Below are 21458 nucleotides of genomic sequence, written 5' to 3' on the forward strand. Positions count from 1 at the left end.
TCGCTCACTGTAGCGCACCGAAAGCACACCGTAACGGGCTCGCATGCTCCTAGCCGGAGCCCGCCAGGGGGCCCGCGCCGATAGGATCAATAGCGTTTTCCGCCCTCATTACGCCTGGTGTGCGCCGAGAGGAGACCGGTGTCCGAACAGCCCTGGCAGGTCACCGTGCTCACCGAGCTCGGTATTCCGCTGTCCGGGCTCATGGTCTCCGATCCGAGCGGTCGTCCCCTGCCCTCATCCGTGCCGCGCGCGGTCGGCGGCCAAGTGCCGGCCGGCGGCATGTTCGAGGTCACGTCCGCTCCACCGCCCGAGCGGCGGGACGAACCGTCCCCACCCGAGGCCCCCTCACTGAACGGCGTCGCGCCGGCCCCGCCGGCCGAGCGCACCGCCGTCGATTCGTACGCCGACGAGCCTCCGGCCGACGACGGTTCGTTCGTCGCCCATCCTCTGATCGGCAGCACGGTCCTCGACCTACCCGAAGCGGAGCCGGATCGGCCGTCGCAGCGGGACCAGAACGAGGCGTCGCCGGCGGAACAGGGCCCGATGCCGACCGAGGACCGGGCCGCGCCACCCCGCGGCGAACAGGCACCGCCACAGACGGAGCGGCCATCCGCGCCCCCGGAGTCGCCGGCCCCGCCGCAGGCGGAGTGGTCCCCGCCCCAGGCGGAACTGGCTCCGCCGCCGCAGGTGGAAGAGGCTTCGCCGGCGCAGGTGGAAGAGGCGCCGCCGGCGCAGGGGGAGTGGTTCCCGCCCCAGGCGGAACAGGCTTCGCCGCCGCAGGTGGAAGAGGCTCCGCCGCCGCAGGCCGAACCGGCGCCGCCGACGAAGGGCGAACCGGCGCCGCCGCAGGGCGAACTGTTCCCGGCGCAGACGGAGCACGCTTCGCCGCAGGCCGAACAGCTGCCGCCCGCGCAGTGGGAACGATTCCCGCCGCAGGCGGAAGAGGCGCCGCCGGCGCGGGGAGAGCGGTTCTCGCCCCAGGCGGAACAGGCTCCGCCGTCCCAGGCCGAACAGTCGCCGCCCGCGCAGTGGGAACAGTTCCCCCCGGTGGCGTGGGACCAGTCCGCGCCACCCCGGGAGGAGCAGCAGGCCCCGCCGCGGCAGGACACGGGTGGGCAGCCGTCCTGGGCCGAGGGCGGCCCGGCTCGGACCGACCGGGAACAGCCACCCTCGTGGACGCCGAACGAGGCACCCCAGTGGGAGCAGAACGCTCCTGCGGCGGCGCGGCAGGAAGCTCCGGCGGAAGGGGGACAGGGTTTGTCCCCCTGGGAGCCGCCGCCGCAGGTGCGGTGGGACGACGCCGCCCAGCCGTCCTGGGGGTCTGCGGCGGCACCGCAGGACGCGCCGAGGCAGCCGGAGCAGGAAGCATGGCCCACCGGCTCCGAGGCGTGGCGGCAGGATCCCGGCGCTCCGCGGGATCGGCCGGTGGGGGGTTCGGTTCCCTCCGAACCACCGTTCGTGCCCGGTCCCACGCAGGCCGGACCGCCCGCGACGGGCGCGCCGCTCGCCGCCCGTGACCTCGTTCGCCGGTCCGCGTACGGCGATCCCCTGGTGCGCCGGATGTCCCGTGGCGTGCGCCGGGCCGTGGGGGCCTCCGCCGCGGGCGACGTCCGCAAGGCCGCCGACGTGGAGGCGGTGCTGAGCCGGCCGGTCCCGTCCTGCCGGCAGATCGCGGTCACCAGCATCCGGGGCGGCGCGGGCAAGACCACCGTGGCGGGGCTGACCGCGACCGCGATCGCGCAGTACCGGCAGGACCGCGTGCTGGCCGTGGACGCCGACTCCGGGCTCGGCTCGCTTCCGCTGCGGATGGGCGTCGGTCCGCAGCTCTCGCTGCACGACCTGATGTCGGCGCAGCCGAGGTCGTTCGAGGACGCGTCCCGGTACCTCGCCCAGACCACCGACGGCCTGTGGGTGCTGTCCGCGACCGCCGGAGGACGGATCGCGGGAGAGCTCGATCTGGCCACCTTCCGTACGGCCGCGGGCGCGATGAGCCGCTACTTCGCCGCGACGGTGATCGACTGCGGAGCCGGGCTGCTGCCGGAGCTGCAACGTGGCATCATGACCGACGCTCACGCCCAGATCATGGTGACGCCCGGCACGGTCGACGGGGCGCTCAGCGCGCACGGGGCCCTGGAGTGGCAGATGCGGAACGGCTACGACCACCTCCTGCCCCGTACGGTGATCGCGTTCGTGACGCACACCCCGCACGTGGACGCCGATCTGACGCGGGCCGCGCAGATGCTCAGCTCGGGTGGGCTGCCGGTGGTGCACATCCCCTACGACCGCCACCTGGCGGCCGGAACCGCGGTAGAGGCCGCGCGGATCGGCCACGAGACACGGGCGGCGGTCATCCGGATCGCGGTCGAGGCGTTCGCCCGGGCGGTCGCCGCGTGACCACGACCCCTCGGCAGACCCGTGATCACGCTTCCCGATAGGAGGTGAGGCTGTTGACCAGCGACATCGTCGCCTTGGTACGGCACCGGCCCGAGATCTCGACCGTCGTCGACGGCATGATCGCCTTCGGTGAGTCGCTGGAGCCGTACGACGCCGGCGACGGGGCCTTCCACCTCTATGACGCCGGTGGGCGGCTGACCGTGTCCATCGAGACACCACAGCTCGTCGAGGTCCGCGGCGAGATCGAGCGGCTGCTGGGCCCGGAGACGGCCGCCCACGTCCAGGTCCCGGTCTGGTGGGTCGAGGTGCGCGCGGCGGCGGGCGTACCGGAGGCGGCGCGGATCGCCCGGAGGTTCGCGGACGACCTGGTGCACTGGCAGGGCGGCACCATCTGGCCGCCTCCGGTCACCCCTCCGGCGAAGGAGGGCCCATGAGCGAGCGCGGCGAGCGCATCGTGGGCGCAGCGCCTTTGGTCACCCCTCCGACGAAGGAGGCTCCATGACCGGTCCTGCGGCGGACGTGCTGACTCCCAACGCCATGGTGATCCTTCAGGACCGGCCGGTCGTGGGGTTCACGAAGTGGCTGGCCGACGGGCTGCGGTTCTGCGGCGAGACGGGCCGCGGACTGCAGATCGTCACCGGACCGGGCGCGCGGATCACGGTGCCGATGCGGCTGGTGCTCACCAGCCCGAACAGTCACTGGGTGGTCCGCGCGGACGGCGGCTACTACGACGGTCTGTCGGGGGTGCCGCTGGTGTGGGACGGCGCTGGATTCGTCATCGACCCGCGGGCCCGGACGTACGCGCCCGCGTACACGACGCCCCCGACGGAACCGGTCGGCGCGCAGCTGACGGTGACGTTCCGGGTGCGGTACACGTCGGACACCGCGATCGGGACCGCCACCGAGGAGGTCTGCACGGCGCTGACCGGCGGGCCGCCCGGCGGCTGGGGGATCGCCGAGCCCGCCACCGACGTGTGGCGGCGCGAGCGGCTCAGCGAGCTGTTCTGGTCGCGGGGCGCCGTGGCGACGTGGCTGACGATCGTCGGCGCGGGCGCGGCACCGGCCGTCGGCACGCTGCTCGTGTCGAAGGCGGGTGAGGAGGTCGAGGAGGCGGTGACCCTCGTGATCGGGTACGCCGATCCCCGTACGGTGCCGGTCGCCACCCTGCCGACCCTTCTCGGCGGGATCGCCGCCGGACGGCACCTGATCTCGCTGTTCACCCAGCTGGGCAATGGCCGCGCCGACGTGACGACGGTTCCGCGCTGGCTGGGACCGTCCGCACCGATCGGCATGGCCGTGGGAGGCGCGGCGGCGGGGCCGCCGGGCGTCCCGGCGCACCGGATCGGCGACGCCCGGTCGCCGGCGACCTGGTACGCGCTGGGGGACGGCCGGCAGCAGGAGGGCTGGCAACGGTACGAGCAACTGACCCGGCAGTTGCAGGGCGGGTTCTGAAGCAACCCTGGTCTGAGCGGGTCCGGTGGCTCGCCGCGGTGGGAGCCGACGCGGGGAGGGCCGGCCCGGTCCGGGCGAGCGCGACGGTGGCCGGCCCGGGTGGGCCGGCCGGGTCAGGCGGCGCGGACCACGGCGACGCGCGGCGCGTACTGCTTGAGCTGTTCGCGCAGCTGACGGCGGCCGCGGTGCAGCCGGGACATCACCGTGCCGATGGGGGTGCCCATCATCTCGGCGATCTCCTTGTAGGGGTAGCCCTCGACGTCCGCGAGGTAGACGGCCGTGCGGAACTCGACCGGCAGGTCGCGCAGCGCCTTGATCACGTCGGAGTCGGGCAGGCGGTCGAGCGCCTCGTGCTCGGCCGAGCGCAGGCCCGTGGACGTGTGCGACTCGGCCCGGGCGAGCTGCCAGTCCTCGATCTCCTCGGTCGCGGCGCGCTGCGGCTCGCGCTGCTTCTTGCGGTAGGTGTTGATGAAGTTGTTGGTCAGGATGCGGTGCATCCAGGCCTTGAGGTTCGTGCCCTCTTTGAACTGGTGGAAGTTCACATAGGCCTTCGCGAGGGTCTCCTGGACCAGGTCCTCGGCGTCGGCCGGATTGCGCGTCATTCGCACCGCGCTGGCGTACAGCGGGTCGATGAGCGGCGTGACGTCGCGCTCGTATCGCTCGACGTCCTGGCGGGCATCGCTCGCCACAGTCGTCATTTGCTGCTCCATAGGAAATGCTGACCTGGACGGATGTCTTCGGTCTGGGGGAGCTCCCCGCGGCTGTGCGGGGCCGGTTCGAAGGCGCCGGACACGGACGATCTCCGTGCAGCTGTCGGCTATGTGTGCCCATCAGGGGAGTGACGGGCCGGATCGCCGATGCGCCACCGACGACTGTGTCGGTTCGACCGGCGAGGAGGCTCGGCGCCTCTCACGCGGGCGCCTACCGGAGTCGTCAGTTTAACGCAAGTTCGACACGCTGCGAAATGAGCTTCGTCACACTCTGTGTCCACATGGGGCCCTCTCCTCCGCTGCTCCGCCGGGCCGCGGACCGGCCCTGGCTGGACGAATAGGGTGGTTACCCCTTTTTCGGCGGACACAACGTGCTCCATGCGCGGCCTGCGTAAAACCACAGGGCGTGGCCGCACGCCCCATGGCCGCACGCCCCATGGCCGCATGCCCCATGGCCGTGCGACCCAGGGGCGTGCGACCCAGGGGCGCGTGATCGCGTCCTGCGGCGGTGGGCGCCGCCGTGGGCGGCGATGGCCTGGTGCGGTCACCGGATGTGCCGACGCCTGCGCTGAGCGACGTAATCGCGTCGAAACGCAGCGCAGTCGGGCAACCGGTTGTAACGTCGGTCACATCGCGGGTCGGGGGGCCGTGCGCCTGCATCCTCGCTGGAGAGGGGGATCATCCCGTGGTCACTCGGCAACGCCCCGCCACGCGCCTCGCAGCCGCCGGTGCGCCACCCCGGCTGCTCGACCGCCACCTGCTCGGGATCACCCCGATGGCCGTCGTCCTGCTCGACGAGCCCGGCCGCGTGACCCGCTGGAACCCCGCCGCCGAGGACGTGTTCGGCGCCCCGTACGACGCGGTGGCGGGCCGTCCGCTGCGCACGCTGCTGCGCCTGCCGCAGGAGCACCGGTCGGCGTTCGAGTTCGGCGACCGCCGGCTGCGCCACGTCTGGACCGGGGTGTGCCTGGTCTCGCGTCTCGATGACGGCGCCGTGCGGGAGATCGCCTGGTGGGTGTATCCGCTGACCGGCCCGGGCGACGCCCGGGGACTGGCCGTGGCCGCCGACGCGCAGCGCATCAAGGAGCACGGCCACGGCCTCGCGCTCGGCGACGTCCTCATCACGCCCCCGCCGCCGGCCCCGCTCACCGCCACGAGCGGCGTCCGTATCCTTCGCGTCGAGCCCACCCTCGTGCAGTCGTCCACCGTCGACTCCGCGCTGCTCCGCCGCCGGCTCGCCGAGCTGCTGCCGCCGGACCTCGACCACCGTGAGATCGGCGACCAGGTGCTCGCCCGCGGCTATCCGGCCGTGAACGTCAGCGTCACCGTGCGCCTGCCGTTCGCCGGTCACCGCGACACGGCGCCCCGGCTCGGCGGCGTCCGCCCGACCGCCACGGCGACGTACGACCCGCCGCCCCAGCAGGCGCTGGAGCACCAGGCGGCCCAAGAGCGCCTGGACTTCCTCAACCACGTCGGCGCCCGCCTCGCCGACACGCTCGACCCGGTGCAGACCGCCGACGCCCTGTGCGACGCGCTCGTGCCCTCGTTCGCCGACTTCGCCGGCGTTCAGCTGCTCGAGTCGATCGTCACCGGCCAGGAGCTGCCCCCGGCGGAGGCGGACGCCTCGCCCAGCGTCGTCCGCGTGGCCATGCGGTACGACGAGGAGGAGGGCCACTGGGACGACCTCGTCCCCCTGGGCGAGGTGATCCGGATGCCGTCCCGGACGCCGCTCGCCGACGACCTGACCACCGGGCAGAGCGTCAACGTCCCCCGGGTCAGCGAACGCGTGTGCCGCCGCATCTCCTCCCGCGTCGGAGGCCGTGACCTGCGGCCCCTCCTGCGCGGCCGGGCGCTGCTGATCACGCCGCTCATCGCGCGCGGCAAGATCTTAGGCACGATCCTCCTGCTGCGCCGACGCGACCGGCCGCCGTTCGGCGAGCGGGAGGTCGCCGTGGCGGAGGAGCTGGGCCGCCGGGCCGCGGTGTGCGTCGACAACGGCCGCCTCTACCGCCGTGAGGCGCGTGTGGCGGAGCAGTTGCAGCACAGCATGCTGCCCGACGCCCCGCCCGACGTCGCCGGCGCGCGGATCTGCTACCGCTACGTCCCCGCCGACGAGGCCGTACGGGTCGGCGGGGACTGGTTCGACGCGATCCCGCTGCCCGGTGGCAGGCTCGCCCTCGTCGTCGGCGACGTCATGGGCCACGGCCTGACCTCCGCCGCCATCATGGGGCAGCTCCGCACCGCCGTACGCACGCTCGCCCCGCAGGACCTCCCGCCCGACCAACTGCTCCGCCAGCTCGACGACCTCGCCCGGCGGCTCGGCGACGAGTGCCTGGCGACCTGCGTCTACGCCGTGTACGACCCGGTGGCCCGGCGCTGCGAGATCGCCAACGCCGGGCACCTGCCGCCCGTACTGGTCTCCCCGGCCGGCGAGTCCTGGCTGCTGGAGGTCCCGCCCGGCGCCCCGATCGGCGTGGGCGGCGTCCCGTTCGAGACGGTCGGCTTCGACGTCGAGGACGGCAGCCAGTTCGTCGTGTGCACCGACGGCCTGGTCGAACGCCGCGGCCGGCCTCTCGACGTCGGGCTCACCGCGCTGCGGGACTTCCTCTCCGGTCCGCCGCGGCCGCTGGAGGACGTCTGCGAGACGCTCATCGAGGGCTTCGGCACGGCGGGCCGGTACGACGACGACATCGCCCTGCTGGCCGTGCGCTTCGAGGGCATTCCGAAGGAGGACGTCTTCTCCTGGAACCTCACGGCGGCGCCGGCCGTGGTCCGCGAGACCCGCCGCCTCGCCCGCCAGGCCCTGAAGACCTGGGGCCTGCCCGCCCTGGTGCCCACCGTCGAGCTCCTGGTCAGCGAGCTGGTCACCAACGCCATCGTGCACGGCGCGGGCGACCTCGGGCTGCGCCTGATCCGGGCGAACTCCCTGCTCTGCGAGGTCCGCGACGACGGCTACGACCTGCCGCACCTGCGCCGGGCCGAGACCACCGACGAGAACGGCCGGGGCCTGCAGCTCGTCAGCGCCCTCGCCGAGCACTGGGGCACCCAGCGCACCCCGACCGGCAAGGTCGTCTGGTTCGAACACCCCCTGTGAGGAGGGAAGGCGGAGCCTCGCGGTCAGGCCTGGATCTGCTTGGACCGCTCGTTGTACACGCCCGCGTACTCCTGGCGCGACAACTTCTGGATCTCCTTCATGATCTCGTCCACCATCGCGCGGCGGCCCTTGGCCGGCGGCATGTCCGCGAACGCGGTGTAGTCGATCGGCTTGCCGAACTTCACGCCCGGCCGGCGCAGCCGGGGAATCGGGATCTTCGCGCCGACCGGCATGATCTTCTCGGTGCCCTTCACCGCCACCGGCACGACGCTCGCCTGGGCGTTGAGCGCGAGCCAGCCCACACCCGTGTGCCCGCGGTAGAGCCGGCCGTCCTCGGAGCGGGTGCCCTCCGGGTAGATCGCGAAGGCGTTGCCGTTGTTCAGGACACCGAGCGCGATGTCCAGCGCGGCCACGGCGGCGCGCTGCTCCGTACGCGGCACGGGGATGTGCCCCATCGCGTCCAGGAACGCGCCGAGGATCCGCGCCACGCCCTTGCCCTCGAAGTACTCGGCCTTGGCGATGAACGTGACCCGGCGCGGCACGACGAGCGGAATCAGCACGCTGTCAACGAACGACAGGTGGTTGCTGGCCAGGATGATCGCGCCATCCTCCGGGACGTTCTCCAGCCCCACGACCACCGGCCGGAACAGGATCCGGAGCAGCGGGCGGACCACCCGGTACATGAACCAGTACAGCAACTGTGCCTCCTCGACTCTCCGTCACTGTAGACCCGCCGAGGCCAGGGAACCGCCAACGTCGTCCTAGTGGATCATCCGCGGGTCGCACTGGTACTGCCGGGTCTGCCGCAGCGGCCGGAACCCCAGCCGTTCGTTGACCGCGAGCATGTGGGCGTTGTCCTCGGCGTTGTCGGTCTCGATCTCCAGCACGGCGGGCCACTCCGCGCGCAGCCACTCGAGCATGGCCGCCTTCACCCACAGCCCGAGCCCCCGTCCGCGGTGCCCGGACACGACGGCGGTGTCGTACTGGATCGCCCGCGTACCGTCGCCGACCGGGATCACCAGCTCGGTGAAGCCCGCGATCGTCTTCTCGTGCAGCGCCGCCACCGTCAGCAGCGTGTCGCCGCGCTTCTCGACGGCCTCGGCCATGTCCCGTACCCGGTCGGTGTCCCAGGTGGTCGTGCCGTAGTTCATCTTCCCCGCCGGCATGTCACCCATCGCGGCCTTGGCCTCGGCGAACGCCTCCGCCAGGTCGTCCGGAACCACCCCGAGCCAGCGGGTCAGGCGGTACCCCGGGTGCTCGGTCCCGACGATGTCCTCGACGCCGCGCGCCTCCGCGACGTTCAGCAGCAACAGGCTGAGGGACAGTGCGCAGAGGAAGCCGTTCGCCTCCAGGAAGGCCGCGCCCGACGTCTGCGAGGACGCCTCCACCACCAGGGTGCGGCGCTGCTCGTCCCGGGCGGCCCGCGCGACCGTCCGCAGCAGGGTCGTTCCGACGCCCCGGCGGCGGTGCTCGGGATGGACGTGCAGGGTGAACTCCCCGAGATGGCGCCGGCCCGTCCCCTCGAACAGCCGGAGCCGCGCGACGCCGGTCACGGTGCGGTCCGCGCGGGCGACCCACAGCAGGTGGCGGCTGCTCAGCCCGGGCGTGGTCACCTGGCCGTGCACCTGATCGAGCGTCGGCGCCGGCTCACCGGGGAAATCGTGGGCGACCGACGCCGCGACGACCTCGTGCCACGCGGCGACGTCGGCGTCGGAGACTTCGCGCAGTCGCTGAACCTTGTCCAAGGACGCTCCTCGATCGTTGGACCGTTTCCCTGAACAAGGACCGTACGCGCCCTGGACCGACCACGTCTCTGATTCCGAACAGCCGCCCACAGCCGGTACCGCATCGAGATCCGCAGGCGTCCGACCTGGCCTTCTACCCCGCCCGCAATGCGATTCATGTCGTGAATGTCGCACCGCTCGAGCCGATTCCCCCGGCGCCCGCCGCCGTCCTCGCGTCACCGTTTGCGGCTCAGGAACTGCACCCCCCGCGTCCGGTTGCCGTTCATCGTGGTGACGTCGATCCGGCGTTCGTCCACCGGTTCGAAATCCGACAGCAGGGCGCGGAGACCGGCGAGGTCGTGATGCCGGCACACCGCGCCGTCATCGGTGGCGAACACCCCGTACGGCGCGTCGAAGCGTCGCGCGTAGGAGGCATAGCGGTCCCGGTTCCGCTGGTCGTCCTGCAGGAGCACGTCGCTGACATAGAGCAGCCCGCCGGGCGCCAGGACGCGGCTCAGCTCGGCGACGAGCGCCCGCTGAGCGCCGTCGTCCGGAACGCACGTGAGCACCGCGAACAACAGGACGAGGTCGAACCCCGCCGACGGGTACTCCAGCGCCGGCGGCGCCTCCAGCACCGCGAAGCGCAGGTCCGGCCGGGACCGGCGGCCGCGCGCGATGAGAGCGGGGGACAGGTCCACGCCGGACATGTCGGTGAAGCCGTGCTCGCTCAGCTCGGCCATGACGCGGCCGTACCCACAGCCGTAGTCCAGGACCCGCGCGTCCCGGCTCACCCCCGCCAGCCAGCCGAGATCCACCGGGTGCGTGAACGTCTTGGTGGCCCCGGCCCCGTCCCAGTAGGCGATCTGACGCCCGAGATCCTCCATGCCGGCCCAGCCTAACGACCGCCTCCACCCTCGCCATGCCCGCCCCACGCACGGTGGGGACCGCGAAGTCCGAAGCGTTGAACCGCCGTGATCTCCCGGCGCGGGCGGGGAGACCCGCACCATGGGACCCATGGATGGAGCCCCGGCCCGGGACGAGAGGACGGGGAACGCATGCGTGAGGAGAGCGGCCCGCACCTGCCCTCCCTCACCATCGCGGGGTACGCGCGGTTCCGGCTCACCGCACCGCCGCGTACCGAATACGCCGCCCTCTACGCCGCCCGTACCGAAGCGCTCCATCGGGAATTCGTCCCGAACCGGGAGGCCGACGCGATCGCGAGCGGCGGCGAGCTGCGGCGTTGCCGGCCGCAGGCGACCGACGAGGGCATGCTCGAGTAGGTCGTGGGATGACCGAAGCCGGCGCGTTCCCGGCGGATCGAAGGCGCCGGCCCCCTTCCCGGCATCCGCTCCTTCAGACGGTCGTCACTCACCGAGCAGGCGACCGTCGGCCTTCCGCCTCCAGCAGGCCGAGGTCACGCAGGCTCTCGGCCGACTCCACGATCGTCGTCTCGGCGGCGCGCGGACGCCAACCGAGCTCGTCGCGGGCCCGGTCGTTGTGGATGATCGGCCGCGGCGAATCCTCCCCCGGCGCCTCCCGCGTGGGCACGCGCGCGGCGAGCGGGCCGAGCCGCCGGCGCAGGATCTCGGCCACCTCCAGGAAACTCAGCGTCGGGCCGTCGGCGACGGCCAGGAAGCGCCTGCCCGCGGCCTCGGGCGCGGCCATCGCCCGGATGTGCAGGTCGGCCACGTCGCGGACGTCGACGACGCCGAAGCGCCGGCGGGGCGCGACGCTCATCGTCCCGTCGAGCATCGCCTTGATCAGATGCATCGAGGACCGCAGGTCGGCCGTGAGGGCGGGGCCGAAGACGGCCGTCGGGTTGACGACGACGAGCTCGGTGTCACCGCCGTCCCGCTCCACCAGGTCCCAGGCGGCACGCTCGGCGATCGCCTTGGAACGCGGGTAGGGCGCCAGTCCGGGCGTGTCGGGATCGGTCCAGTCGTCCTCGGTGAACTCGGCGTCCGGCTTGGGCGTGTATCCGACCGCGGCGAAGGACGAGGTGAGCACGACGCGCCGGGCGCCCGCGTCGCGCGCGGCGCGCAGCACCCGCAGCGTGCCCTCGCGGGCGGGGACGATCAGTTCGTCGGGGTCCTCGGGCTGCGTGACCGGGATGGGCGAGGCGACGTGATGGACCTCCGCACAACCGGCCACCGCGGCGGGCCAGCCGTCGTCGGTCATCAGGTCGGCGGCGACGAGCTCCAGGCCGGCGTCGTCGGCGTCGCCGCGGCGCACCGCCGCGCGCAGGTCGGCCTCGCGGGTCGTCGTACGCACCGTGGCGCGCACCGTCCTCCCGGCCCGCAGCAGCGCGGCGATCAGCTGCGTCCCCACGTAGCCGGACCCACCGGTGACCAGAACCGTGCTCATCGCAGCACCTCCAAGCGACCGACCGCGTCCACCAGACTCTGTATCGCCCCGGCCTCCGCGGCGGCGTCACCCCGATCGCGGGCGTCCCACATCGCCGCCTTGACCCGCAGGTAGCCGAGCCGCGCGTGCTGCGCGGCGATCTCGGCCTCGACGCGCTCCGCGTGACGCAGCAGCAGATCACGCTGCTCGGCCGCCGCCGCCCGTCCGCGTGCACGGTTGGCCAGATACGTGCGCATGTCCTCGATGCCCACCCCGACCGCGCGCAGACAGGACAGCGCCTCAAGGGTGTCGAGGTCCTCGGGCCGGTACCGACGATGCCCGCTCTTCTCGTCACGCTCGATCGGCCCGACCAGCCCGACATCTTCGTAGTAGCGCAGCGTCGGCTCACTCAGCCCACTGCGCCGGGACACATCCTGGATGGTGAACGTCGTCATGCGAGGCAGCAGAACATACTTCAAGCGCTTGAGGTCAACCGCGTGCTTGATCGGGCGCGAGAGCGCCGCCGCAGCACGGCGGCTGCACGGTCCGCGAGGCCGCGGCAGTGCCCTCTTCGTGCCGCCGCCCGATGCCTGAACGGCCGGGCTCCGCGTGCGGAGCCCGGCCGTTCTGTTCGCGTCCGCGGGCATGCCCGCCCGTAGGCGATCAGCGGGAAGCGCGGCACCACGGGCGGGCGAGGCGGTCCGGTAGCCCCTTGCCGTGCGGATCCCCGCGCCGTGCCGTGCTCCTCCGCGATCGCTCTTGGCCGCGTGCCCGCTCGCGCGTCTCCACCATGAAGTTGTTGATGAAGATCGGAGTGTCGAAGGAGATGTTCGACTTCGGGTCGCCCGCGCGCCTCAGAAGCTCGTAGCGCCTGTGGTTGCCCTGCAGGATCGCGCCGGGGTACAGCCGGTGCATCGCCAGGAACTGACCGTCCAGCGGCTGGAAGACCGACCGCAGCAGTTCGGCGTCCTCCCGGCTCGTCGCACGCGCCGTCTTGCCCTTGTAGGGAGGGTTTCCCGGCCGCAGAGCGAGCAGGTCTCCCACCGTGGCGTTGGGTTCCGGCGCGCCGTTGCGGCCGCGCGCCATGATGCGGTTGTCGAACCTGGCGAGCTGGCAGGCCAGGCCGCGCACCGGGCCCAGCCTCATCCAGTGGATGAATGCCAGACCCATGTCCCGTAACGCGGCCAGGTGAGCCGCCCGGCCGGGCTTCGCTAATGCCGGATTATTTTCCATGGGATCAATCCCGATCTCTAGGCTGAGGTTGGCCGGCGACCCTTAGGTCGCCGACCGTTGACAGTCCGGAGACACCCGCCTACAGCAACCGCCGCCGACCCGCCTTGGGCGCCGCACACTCAGCCGACAAGGGAGGCGCCGGCCAGGCGCGCAGTCGCGGAAATTCGCTGGCGGGCCGGATACCCGAGGATCACCATCGCCAGAGTGAGCGACCAACCCCAACGGTGGAGCCAGGCAACCGTCTACCCCGACATGTGGACAGACCCGGATGAGGATCCCCGCGGCAACACCGGAGTCAGTCCGGAAGGCGAGCTGGCGACGCTGCGGGACTACCTGACGAACTACAGACTGACCCTGCTGATGAAACGCGAGGGTCTCGACGCGGAGCAGCTGGCCCGTCGGTCGGTCCCGCCGTCGACCATGTCGCTGCTCGGCCTGCTCCGGCACCTCGCCGAGGTAGAGCGGGACTGGCGCGGCTGGATCCTGCCCGGCGCCCCCCACCGAAGCTGTACGGCGCGGGCGACGCCGACTTCGACGGAGCGGTCGCCGACCAGGCGGTGGTCGACGCCGCGTACGCCGACCTGGCTCGTGAGCAGGCAGCCACCGACGCCGTGCTGGCCGAGCATCCAGATCTGAGCATGCGTCTGGGGAAGGACGCCATCGCCGTCCGGGAGGTGCTGGTGCACCGGATCGAGGAGTACGCCCGACACTGCGGCCACGCGGATCTGTTGCGAGAGTGCGTCGACGGTCGCGTAGGCCAGTGAGGCGTTGAGTACGACGACACGGTGGCCGCAGCTCTGCTCCGCGGGGGCGAGCGAGTGCTCCGGCTCGCGGGGGCCTGGGGGCGGCGGAGCCCCCAGCGGTGCGCGCGATCAGCCATTGACAGGAACCCAACGCCGTCACGGCTCGTCAAAGAGGTCGTACCCCTATGGCGCCCGATGATGGTTCTGCGGGAGTGACGCGAGTGACTGAGTCGATGACTACTCGAAAGATGCCCAAGGCAATGGGGGTGGCATTTCCCTCTCCCGCAATTCTCTTAGTGAGCGTCGGGTATCCGACTCCACTCTCAAGCCGGACACTGCTGATTTCGCTGATGCGCATTCCGTGCCACAACGCTGCCGGTTCGGAGCACCGAGCGTCGCCGCCGATGACACCCGTCTTCAAGCAAGGCCGGTACGTCAATATGCCTATGAACGCAGTAGCGAATGGGTAAGTACGACGCGATCGGGAAGGGGCTCTTCGAAGCCGCTGAGCCTTATTTCAAGAAGTTCGGCGGAAAAGCATCACGCGCTGCAGGTGACGCCGCCGAAAAGGCTCCATTCAAAACCATCAAACTGAAGGAAAGCTATCGAGGCGAGAACAAGCCGGGTGGGATCATAGGCCCCTGGGGCGACAGAATAGAAGTACGCTACCTCAATGATGTGGAGCGCAGAGATTACCGGCTCACGGTCGATGAGGACGGCTTGCTGCGAGACAGCAAGGGAAGACCTTTCAACAGCGTAGCAGGTGAGAACCCTGATGCCCCCGGAGCCATATTCGTCATGGACAAACACGGCAACATCTATGCGTCCAACTTCGAAGAGTATGGCAAGTTCCACCATTCGAGTCTCCTCGGTGGTGAAGATGTGGCCGGCGCGGGAACACTCTCGGTCTCCGATGGCCGGGTTAATGCGATAAGCAACTCAAGTGGCCACTACAAGCCGAGCGCTGAAATCAATCAGCAGGTTGTTGATCACCTGCGCAGCCAGGGCGTAAGGATCGACGATGATATGATCGATTTCACATGGTGACCTGATCAGTGAGTAGGGGATGGCATAATCATGCTATGGCGCGCCATCATCAATGGGATCCTGCACAACCTTCAGTTTTCGAGACAGCTTGACGACAGGGTTGTCGAGCGTGTCGCGCAAAGGATCATAAAACGTCCGCAGTTCGACCTGACGCCGGAAGAAGAGTACACGGCGCTCACCGAAGCCTTGCGGTCAGGCGACCCATTGGTCGGCGACATTCCGCTGCGCCACGACGAACCCTCTGTACGTGAGTTTCTGATCAAAGTCCAGAACCGCCTCGATGCCCTCCGACCCTGGCCTGCCCCCCCTTACCTCTATGTGGACATCGCCAACTGGAACCGGTTCGATGGCGCACGGCCGATCGCCCGAATCCACCTCTGGTACATCGACGTGCAAGGGCGCCTGCAGCGCGGGTTCAGCAAGGTGGACGCCGGCCGTGAGGCCCTGTTGCTGCGGCTGGAGTCGGGTGCCGAGGTCGCCCTGGTAACGCCCTGGTGGATCGGCAGCGACGACATCGCCCTCATGCGGATACCGTCCGCTCTTTCGGCGGAACACCTATTGGCGGAGTTCAAAGCCGCCACCGGCTTCACCGACGACGAGGTGACCGCGCTCTGAGCCGGGTCAACACTGAACCTTTTCCATCACGCGCAGACCTCATGATTCTGTAGGGCGTGAATGGCCCTGGCGAGGTGGCCCTGCGCGGTCTGGCAGCAGAGTTCGGTCTGATGCGGGTCCGACGGCGGCCCTGCGCCCGTTCTGTGAGAACGGACCGGAGCCGATGACGCTGGGGAATCCGCGGGTGGCTCGTCGTCCGGTGGCCGCCCGCTCGGCACGGCCGGAGGGACCGGCGCCCACGCTGTACGACCGCCGACGCTCGAGGGCGGCGCCGGGGCACCTGCGACCGCCCTTCGGTGCTACGAGGCCGCGACCGTTGCGGGCGGCCGATCGTCGACGACGATCTTCGGAAGCCCCCGCTAAGGGCGCGCGCCCTCGCCTCCCGAGCGGGAGGTGAGGGCGCGCGTTACTCGAAAGCGAGTGGCTTGATGTCGATTCGATGGTCGTCTGTTCGTGTAGACGGTGAAGGGCCGCCGATACGGTCCGCAGACGCGGAAGGACAGAGGATCCATGGTCGAGTATCTGCCCCCACCTCGTACGCTGCTGACCGGCCTGGCCATGGTGGAGTCCGCCCGGTGGCACGACGGTCGGCTGTGGTTCGCCCACTGGGGTGCGGGCGAGGTCGTGGCCGTCGACATGGACGGTGAAGCCGAGGTGATGGCCGAGGGCCCGTCCAGGATGGGCTGGGCGATCGACTGGCTGCCTGACGGGCGCCTGGTGACGACCGGGCCGGCCGTCACCCGTCGGGAGCCGGACGGTGCGCTGGTGACGCACTGCGAGCGGGGCGGCAACGAGATCGTGATCGATCCGCACGGCCATATGTACGTCAACGGCTTCGACTTCGACTTCATCGGTGGTGGCACGCCGACGCCGGGCTGGATCAACCTCGTCGCGTCCGACGGGACCTACCGTCAAGTGGCCGGCGACATCGAGTTCCCCAACGGCATGGTGGTGACGCCGGATGGCTCCACTCTGGTCGTCGCCGAGTCGTTCGCCGGCCGGCTCAGCGCGTTCGACATCCAGGACGACGGTGCACTCACCGGCCGCAGAGTGTGGGCCGAGGGGCAGGGCCCGGACGGCATCTGCGTGGACGCCGAATCGGCGATCTGGACCCAGACCGCCGACACGGCCGCACACACAGGTGATCCGAACGCTCCGGCAGGCGCGTGTGTCCGGGTCCTCGAGGGCGGCGAGATCACCCACCGTGTCGAGACCGAACTGCCATGCTTCGCTGTCACCCTCGGCGGTCCCGACGGCCGCCACCTGTTCCTGCTCTGCAACGAGTTCGAGGGAGTCGGCCAGATGCAGGCAGTTCAGGCCCGCCGATCCGCCACGATCTTCGTGACCGAAGCGCTGGTCCCAAGGGCGGACTGATTCCGTCGGCCACCGGTCGCCAGGCGGGTGGGGCACGGCGTGGATGTCCTGCTCAAGCTCTACGCCAGTCGCATCGACGGCGACGATCGAGCAGCCGACCAACGGCTGGATGATGCGCTCGCCGCATAGGTCTCGACCCCGGACGATCAAGTCGGGACTTCGGATCCCGCGATTCTGGCGGGGAGACAATGGCCCCATGGAAGCACCCCGCCCCGCCGTCCAGATCGAGCGGGTGGACACCACGGGCACCGATCTCCTGGCTGTCGTCGTGCGACGTCTGGAGACCACACGGGTGGGCGCACGTTTCCACGGCGTGGGCCGGCACGGACAAGCAGTCGACCTGGCACTGACGGAGATCCGGCGATATCCCCAGGTGAAGGTAACCGAGCTGCACCCGCCTCACGGCGCTCGCCTCGTCTTCACCGGTGCAGGTGCGGAAGATCTTCAGCTCAGGGCCGGGGACGTCTTCAGGGGCACTAACCCCTGCGCCTGAGCAAGCAGCAGTCCCAGGCATACGAAGAGAGCACCTGCGTCGGAGTGAACGCCGGCACCGAGTGACGCGCGATGGAGCTACGCGCCGTCGAGGTAGCCGACGCCACCTCGCACGCCTTGCAGGGGCGGTGGACGTGTACCGCCTGACGCGTAATGAATGGCGCGGCCGTCGATTCGCTGGCATTGCGCTGGCTCGGGCTTTGTCGGGCCGAAACTAACCGTCCGCCGTGGGCGATGCCTTCTGGCCGTGGAGCTCTGTGGCCGAGGCGTACGGCGTCGCAATCCCGGGATTCGGGGAGATCTTCCAGGTTTCCCAGCGCCGCTGGTCCGGGTCGAGACGAGCGAAGAGCAGCGTGATGTTCTCGCTCTCGATCAGGCGTGTCCTGGCCGCCTCTTGAAGGTCGTGGAGTGCCGCCACATCGGTGCGGAGCACGCGGATTCGGGCGCGGAGGTGCAACCGCGCCCGCCAGGGGCGCCACAGGGTGTGGAGCAAGAGTCCGGTGGCCGCTCGCTGATACTCCTCAGCGGCCCGCATCAGCACATCGACCGACTCTCCCAGGACGCCACCGGCGCGGCGGTCGATGATTCTGATCACTTCACACTCGAAGGCACGTTCGTGGGAACCGGCGGCGAAGTCCATGACCCGGCGCGGGGTTCCGGCTGCCAGCGCGGCCACTCCGAACCCGGCGAAAGCCTTATGAAGCGCGTCTTCGGCGTCGACGCCGCCGTCGAGGGTCGCCCTCAGGCCGAGCCCGCTTGTCAGGTGCGATCGTCCGCCGACCGCCCGGCGGACCGGAGCCCACCCGATCTCGATATCACGGACCCCGGCGGTTATCTCCGCGATCGTCTGCAGTCGCTGCATGACGTCGGCACGTAGCTGCCGCCGCTCATGCTGCCTGGTCAGATAGCCGGTCGCCGTCGCCCCAACGATGCCGCCGACCGTGCTGTAGGTCAGCTCCGCCAGCCCAGGCAACTGTCCTCCGCGCTGTTTCTACCGCTCCTCGGGCGGACCACATCGTGGCAGAGTCCGTCTGCCCGCACCAGACCGTAAGGACCGCCGCAGGCCGCCCACTCCGGCACGCCCTACGGGCGCGCGGCGTGGGCACCGGTCCCGCCGGCCGTGCCGATCGGGCAGCAAGCTCTACCGGCGGCTGTACTTCGCCGCGCTGCGGCCGTCTGAGGGGGTTGCGCTGTGCGAGCAGGACTGTGAACTGCCCGAGGAAGGATGGGGCAGGCTGATGCTGTCGGTGTCGGAGCCGCAGGCGGGCAAGGCATGGACCGATGACGGGTGTTACCGCCAGGAACGGGGCTTGAAGTGGCGGCCCAGGAACGAGGTTCGCGTGGTGCCGATTCCGCCGGAACTGGTCGCCGGCTCCGCGCGCACATCGAGATGTACGGCGTTGGTCCGGGCGGCCGTCTTTTCCGTACCTCCAGCGGCAGGCCGGTCGGCTCCTCGGCGTACTGGCTGGTGTGGGAGCAAGTGCGCAAGCTCGGCGTGCCGCCGTCGCGGGCCGAGTCGCCGATTGCCGGTTGCCCGTACGACCTTCGGCACGCGGGAGTCTCGCTCTGGCTCAACGCCAGGGTTCCTGGTACCGAGGTCGCTAGGCGGACGGGGCACAGCGTTGACGTCCTGCTCAAGATCTACGCCAGTTGCATCGACGGCGATGAGCGAACAGCCAACCAACGGATAGATGATGCGCTCGCCGCGTAGATCTCGACCCCTGACGATCAAGTCGGGGGCCGTTCCCGTTGGGTGCGGAAGCCTCCGGCGCGCTAGTCTGTCTCGCGGGCCAGCACGGGCCAACCGGAGATCGCGGGCCATAGGCGGGCCAGCAGCGGTAAGCGACTCCGGCGGGCTAAGCTTCGTCGCAGGTCAAGCCCTCGTAGCTCAGGGGATAGAGCAACGGTTTCCTAAACCGTGTGCCGCAGGTTCGAATCCTGCCGGGGGCACCCACCTGATCAAGGAAAACCCCGGCTGACCAGCACCAAGGCGGCGGGTCCGCGCAGGTCGTGCTCGACAACCTGATCTCCACGGTCACCGCCGACGGCGTCGTGAAGAGCGAGGTATCGCTCTATGACATCCTGCGGACGGACGCCGAGCTTCGACGGCTGATCGACGCGGCGGTTCAGCGGCGCGGCGCCGCGTTCCGGTCCCGTGGGTGGCCGGTCCCGGGCGACGACGTCCCGGAGGCGGTGGTCGCCGAGACCCGCGCGATCCTGCGGACGGGGATGGGGACCCACGACGGCGAGCGGCGCCGCGCTCTGCGACTCCTCCGCGCTCTCCCGGGATCGCCGTGCGACGTCCTGCACACCAACACCATCGAAGTGCTGCCGGCCCACCCCGCCGGTCTCTGGTCGCAGGGTGACCTGCTGGTCTGCATGCGGGAACTCGACGCCGTCGCCGTGATCGGCCGTGCCGACGGCCGGGTGAGATGGTGGTGGGGGCCCGGCGAACTGTCGGGGCCGCATCAGCCCACCGTGCTCCCGGACGGGCGGCTCCTGATCTTCGACAACGGCAGGGGAGCGCAACGCTCGCGCCTGGTCGTCATGGACCCGGCCACCGGCGAGATCGTGTGGAGTTGGACGGCCTCCCCACCGGAGTCGTTCTTCTGCCCGCTCGCCGGCGGCGCCGAGCCACTGCCGGGCGGCAATCTCCTGGTCACGAACTCCACCGCGGGAGGCGCCTTCGAGCTGACCCCCGAGGGTCGGGTCGTCTGGGAACTGTTCCTGCCCGTCGAGGTGTACGGGGCCGACCGCGGCCGGGTCTCCATCTACCGGATGTCGGCCGTACCCACCGGTGCCCTCGTGCGGAGGGCGGCAGGCCGTACGGCGGCGGTGGTCGGGTCGACGGGAGAAGGCGGACGAACGCAGCCATGAAGACCTTGATGATCATGAGGAGCCAGACGAGCGTCCCCGGTCGCGCCGGCGTGCCCGGCGGCCAGATCGGCATGATCCAGATCGCTCGTGCGCTGCCCTCCCTCGGAGCCCAGGTGAACCTGTTCGTCGGTGGGCCGCGGATGGCCTACTTCGCGGGCCTCGACGACCTCGATCCGAGCTACCTGCGCTGGCCGGCCTGGCTCGACACCGCCATCACGGCCGCGCCCCGCGGCGTACGCACGGTCGGCCGGCGCCTGCGCCGCCGCCGGTGGCTGTCCACGGTGACGAAGCTCCCGGGATTCGCGGACGCGGACGTGATCCACGTCCAGGGCCTGGACGACGCCGAAGCGCTGCTCGAGCGGGTCGGCGGGCCGATCGTCGTCACCCACTGGGGACGGGTCGGTAAATGGACGCCCACCGGCACCGACGCGCGCGCCGACGAGGCGCTGGCCCGGCGCGTCGACCGAATCCGCGCCAACGCCGAGATCGTGGCGATCGGCCACGCGCAGGCCAAGGCGCTGGCGGACGCGAATCTGCCGGCTTCGGCCGTCATCCCACCGGGCATCGACCTGCGGCACTTCACGCCGGGCGACCGCGACGGCGCGCGCGACGCGCTGGGGTTGCCCTCCGACGAACGTATCGTGCTGTACGTGGGCCGCCTCGCCGCCGACAAGAACGTGGAGACCCTGCTGACGGCCTTCGCCGGCGTCAGCCGGCGGATCGAGAACAGCCGGCTGCTCATCGTGGGCGACGGCCCCACCCGCGAGGACCTGCAACACGCGGCCACCCGGCTCGGCATCGACGCGTCCGTGACGTTCCTGAGCTTCGTCCCGCACGACCGGCTGCCCGCGTACTACCAGGCCGCCGACGTCGCGGTCGTGCCGTCGAACCTGCTGGAGACCTTCTGCATGGTCGCTCTGGAGGCCATCGCCTGCGGCTGCCCGTTGATCGTCACCGACCAGGTGCCCGAGATCCTGCACGACTTCCCCGACGTCCCCGCGGTTCTCTCCGTACGACGTCGAGGGCTTCCAGGAACAGATGGCCGCGGCGCTGCACGGCCGGCTACGGCCGGCCGACAACACGCGCATCACCGACTACGCGTGGAGCGGAATCGCCCGCAAGTACGCCGACCTCTACCGGACCGCCCACCGCCGCGGCGGCGGTGCGGTCTCAAGCCGATAGACACGCGAGGAGCGACGAATGCACTCTGCACTGCACGAAGGGACTTCCCCCGACGTTCTCCGGGAGCGGTTGCGTCACGTCTACTGGATCGGCGGCGGCAGCGGATCCGGGAAGTCCACCATCGCCCGGCGCCTCGCCGACCGGTACGGGCTGCGCCTGTACGACACCGATGCGGTCA

18 protein-coding genes, 1 tRNA gene and 3 pseudogenes are annotated in these 21458 nt (G+C 70.7%); 14 read left to right on the top strand and 8 right to left on the bottom strand.

Annotation, left to right across the window (positions count from 1 at the left end):
- Positions 1-138: 138 nt before the first annotated feature.
- From AB0K82_RS08710 to AB0K82_RS08720, 3 genes are all read left to right on the top strand, one after another.
- On the top strand, positions 139-2394 hold the full coding sequence (locus AB0K82_RS08710; RefSeq protein WP_364394457.1) for a hypothetical protein: 2256 nt from the start codon (positions 139-141) through the stop codon (positions 2392-2394).
- A 53-nt stretch (positions 2395-2447) separates the two neighbouring features.
- Positions 2448-2828, top strand: coding sequence for a hypothetical protein (locus AB0K82_RS08715; protein ID WP_364394459.1), 381 nt, complete (start codon positions 2448-2450; stop codon positions 2826-2828).
- 64 nt (positions 2829-2892) lie between these two features.
- Positions 2893-3846, top strand: coding sequence for a DUF6177 family protein (locus AB0K82_RS08720; protein WP_364394461.1), 954 nt, complete (start codon positions 2893-2895; stop codon positions 3844-3846).
- 113 nt (positions 3847-3959) lie between these two features.
- Here the strand turns inward: AB0K82_RS08720 and AB0K82_RS08725 are convergent, their stop codons facing one another.
- Positions 3960-4544: a sigma-70 family RNA polymerase sigma factor gene (locus AB0K82_RS08725; RefSeq protein ID WP_345354920.1), complete on the bottom strand. Its 585-nt coding sequence runs from the start codon at positions 4542-4544 to the stop codon at positions 3960-3962.
- Positions 4545-5241: 697 nt separating this feature from the next.
- Between AB0K82_RS08725 and AB0K82_RS08730 the strand changes: the two genes are divergently transcribed.
- Positions 5242-7650, top strand: a complete 2409-nt coding sequence (locus tag AB0K82_RS08730; protein WP_364394463.1) for a SpoIIE family protein phosphatase — start codon at positions 5242-5244, stop codon at positions 7648-7650.
- A gap of 23 nt (positions 7651-7673) precedes the next feature.
- On the opposite strand, the gene AB0K82_RS08735 is transcribed toward AB0K82_RS08730, so the two are convergent.
- The 3 genes from AB0K82_RS08735 to AB0K82_RS08745 all read right to left on the bottom strand — a co-directional run bounded on the left by AB0K82_RS08735 (position 7674) and on the right by AB0K82_RS08745 (position 10258).
- Complete coding sequence (locus AB0K82_RS08735) at positions 7674-8348, bottom strand: lysophospholipid acyltransferase family protein (protein ID WP_364394465.1); 675 nt, start codon at positions 8346-8348, stop codon at positions 7674-7676.
- Positions 8349-8411: 63 nt separating this feature from the next.
- Complete coding sequence (locus AB0K82_RS08740; RefSeq protein ID WP_364394467.1) at positions 8412-9395, bottom strand: GNAT family N-acetyltransferase; 984 nt, start codon at positions 9393-9395, stop codon at positions 8412-8414.
- A 215-nt stretch (positions 9396-9610) separates the two neighbouring features.
- Complete coding sequence (locus AB0K82_RS08745) at positions 9611-10258, bottom strand: class I SAM-dependent methyltransferase (protein WP_364394469.1); 648 nt, start codon at positions 10256-10258, stop codon at positions 9611-9613.
- A 171-nt stretch (positions 10259-10429) separates the two neighbouring features.
- On the opposite strand from AB0K82_RS08745, the gene AB0K82_RS08750 reads away from it, so the two are divergent.
- Positions 10430-10654 (top strand): hypothetical protein, encoded by a 225-nt coding sequence (locus AB0K82_RS08750; RefSeq protein WP_364394471.1) that lies wholly within the window; start codon positions 10430-10432, stop codon positions 10652-10654.
- An 88-nt stretch (positions 10655-10742) separates the two neighbouring features.
- On the opposite strand, the gene AB0K82_RS08755 is transcribed toward AB0K82_RS08750, so the two are convergent.
- From AB0K82_RS08755 to AB0K82_RS08765, 3 genes are all read right to left on the bottom strand, one after another.
- Positions 10743-11738, bottom strand: coding sequence for an NAD-dependent epimerase/dehydratase family protein (locus AB0K82_RS08755; protein WP_364394473.1), 996 nt, complete (start codon positions 11736-11738; stop codon positions 10743-10745).
- Positions 11735-12172 carry a MerR family transcriptional regulator gene (locus AB0K82_RS08760; RefSeq protein ID WP_364394475.1) on the bottom strand — a complete coding sequence of 146 codons (438 nt, stop codon included), beginning with the start codon at positions 12170-12172 and terminating at the stop codon, positions 11735-11737. Before AB0K82_RS08760 ends, AB0K82_RS08755 begins: the two co-directional genes overlap by 4 nt.
- Before the next feature lie 208 nt (positions 12173-12380).
- Positions 12381-12887, bottom strand: coding sequence for a hypothetical protein (locus AB0K82_RS08765; RefSeq protein WP_364394477.1), 507 nt, complete (start codon positions 12885-12887; stop codon positions 12381-12383).
- Positions 12888-13310: 423 nt separating this feature from the next.
- Here AB0K82_RS08765 and AB0K82_RS08770 point away from each other — a divergent pair.
- From AB0K82_RS08770 to AB0K82_RS08790, 5 genes and pseudogenes are all read left to right on the top strand, one after another.
- A pseudogene (locus AB0K82_RS08770) lies at positions 13311-13714 on the top strand (DUF664 domain-containing protein).
- 441 nt (positions 13715-14155) lie between these two features.
- Positions 14156-14740, top strand: coding sequence for a hypothetical protein (locus tag AB0K82_RS08775; protein ID WP_364394479.1), 585 nt, complete (start codon positions 14156-14158; stop codon positions 14738-14740).
- Between the two features lie 30 nt (positions 14741-14770).
- Positions 14771-15355 carry a hypothetical protein gene (locus tag AB0K82_RS08780; protein ID WP_364394481.1) on the top strand — a complete coding sequence of 195 codons (585 nt, stop codon included), beginning with the start codon at positions 14771-14773 and terminating at the stop codon, positions 15353-15355.
- 510 nt (positions 15356-15865) lie between these two features.
- On the top strand, positions 15866-16729 hold the full coding sequence (locus AB0K82_RS08785; RefSeq protein ID WP_364394483.1) for an SMP-30/gluconolactonase/LRE family protein: 864 nt from the start codon (positions 15866-15868) through the stop codon (positions 16727-16729).
- Positions 16730-16925: 196 nt separating this feature from the next.
- On the top strand, positions 16926-17222 hold the full coding sequence (locus tag AB0K82_RS08790) for a hypothetical protein (RefSeq protein ID WP_364394485.1): 297 nt from the start codon (positions 16926-16928) through the stop codon (positions 17220-17222).
- A gap of 213 nt (positions 17223-17435) precedes the next feature.
- Here AB0K82_RS08790 and AB0K82_RS08795 read toward each other — a convergent pair whose 3' ends face one another.
- Positions 17436-18194, bottom strand: a complete 759-nt coding sequence (locus AB0K82_RS08795) for a hypothetical protein (RefSeq protein ID WP_364394487.1) — start codon at positions 18192-18194, stop codon at positions 17436-17438.
- A 904-nt stretch (positions 18195-19098) separates the two neighbouring features.
- On the opposite strand from AB0K82_RS08795, the gene AB0K82_RS08800 reads away from it, so the two are divergent.
- From AB0K82_RS08800 to AB0K82_RS08815, 4 genes and pseudogenes are all read left to right on the top strand, one after another.
- Positions 19099-19171: transfer RNA gene (locus AB0K82_RS08800), tRNA-Arg, on the top strand.
- 60 nt (positions 19172-19231) lie between these two features.
- Positions 19232-20098 carry an arylsulfotransferase family protein gene (locus tag AB0K82_RS08805; protein WP_364394488.1) on the top strand — a complete coding sequence of 289 codons (867 nt, stop codon included), beginning with the start codon at positions 19232-19234 and terminating at the stop codon, positions 20096-20098.
- A 140-nt stretch (positions 20099-20238) separates the two neighbouring features.
- Positions 20239-21063, top strand: a pseudogene (locus AB0K82_RS08810) (glycosyltransferase); the annotation flags it as partial.
- 235 nt (positions 21064-21298) lie between these two features.
- Positions 21299-21439 (top strand): annotated as a pseudogene (locus tag AB0K82_RS08815) (hypothetical protein); the annotation flags it as partial.
- Positions 21440-21458 lie beyond the last annotated feature (19 nt).

This window comes from Actinoallomurus sp. NPDC052274, from assembly GCF_040679475.1.
Taxonomy (GTDB): domain Bacteria; phylum Actinomycetota; class Actinomycetes; order Streptosporangiales; family Streptosporangiaceae; genus Actinoallomurus; species Actinoallomurus liliacearum.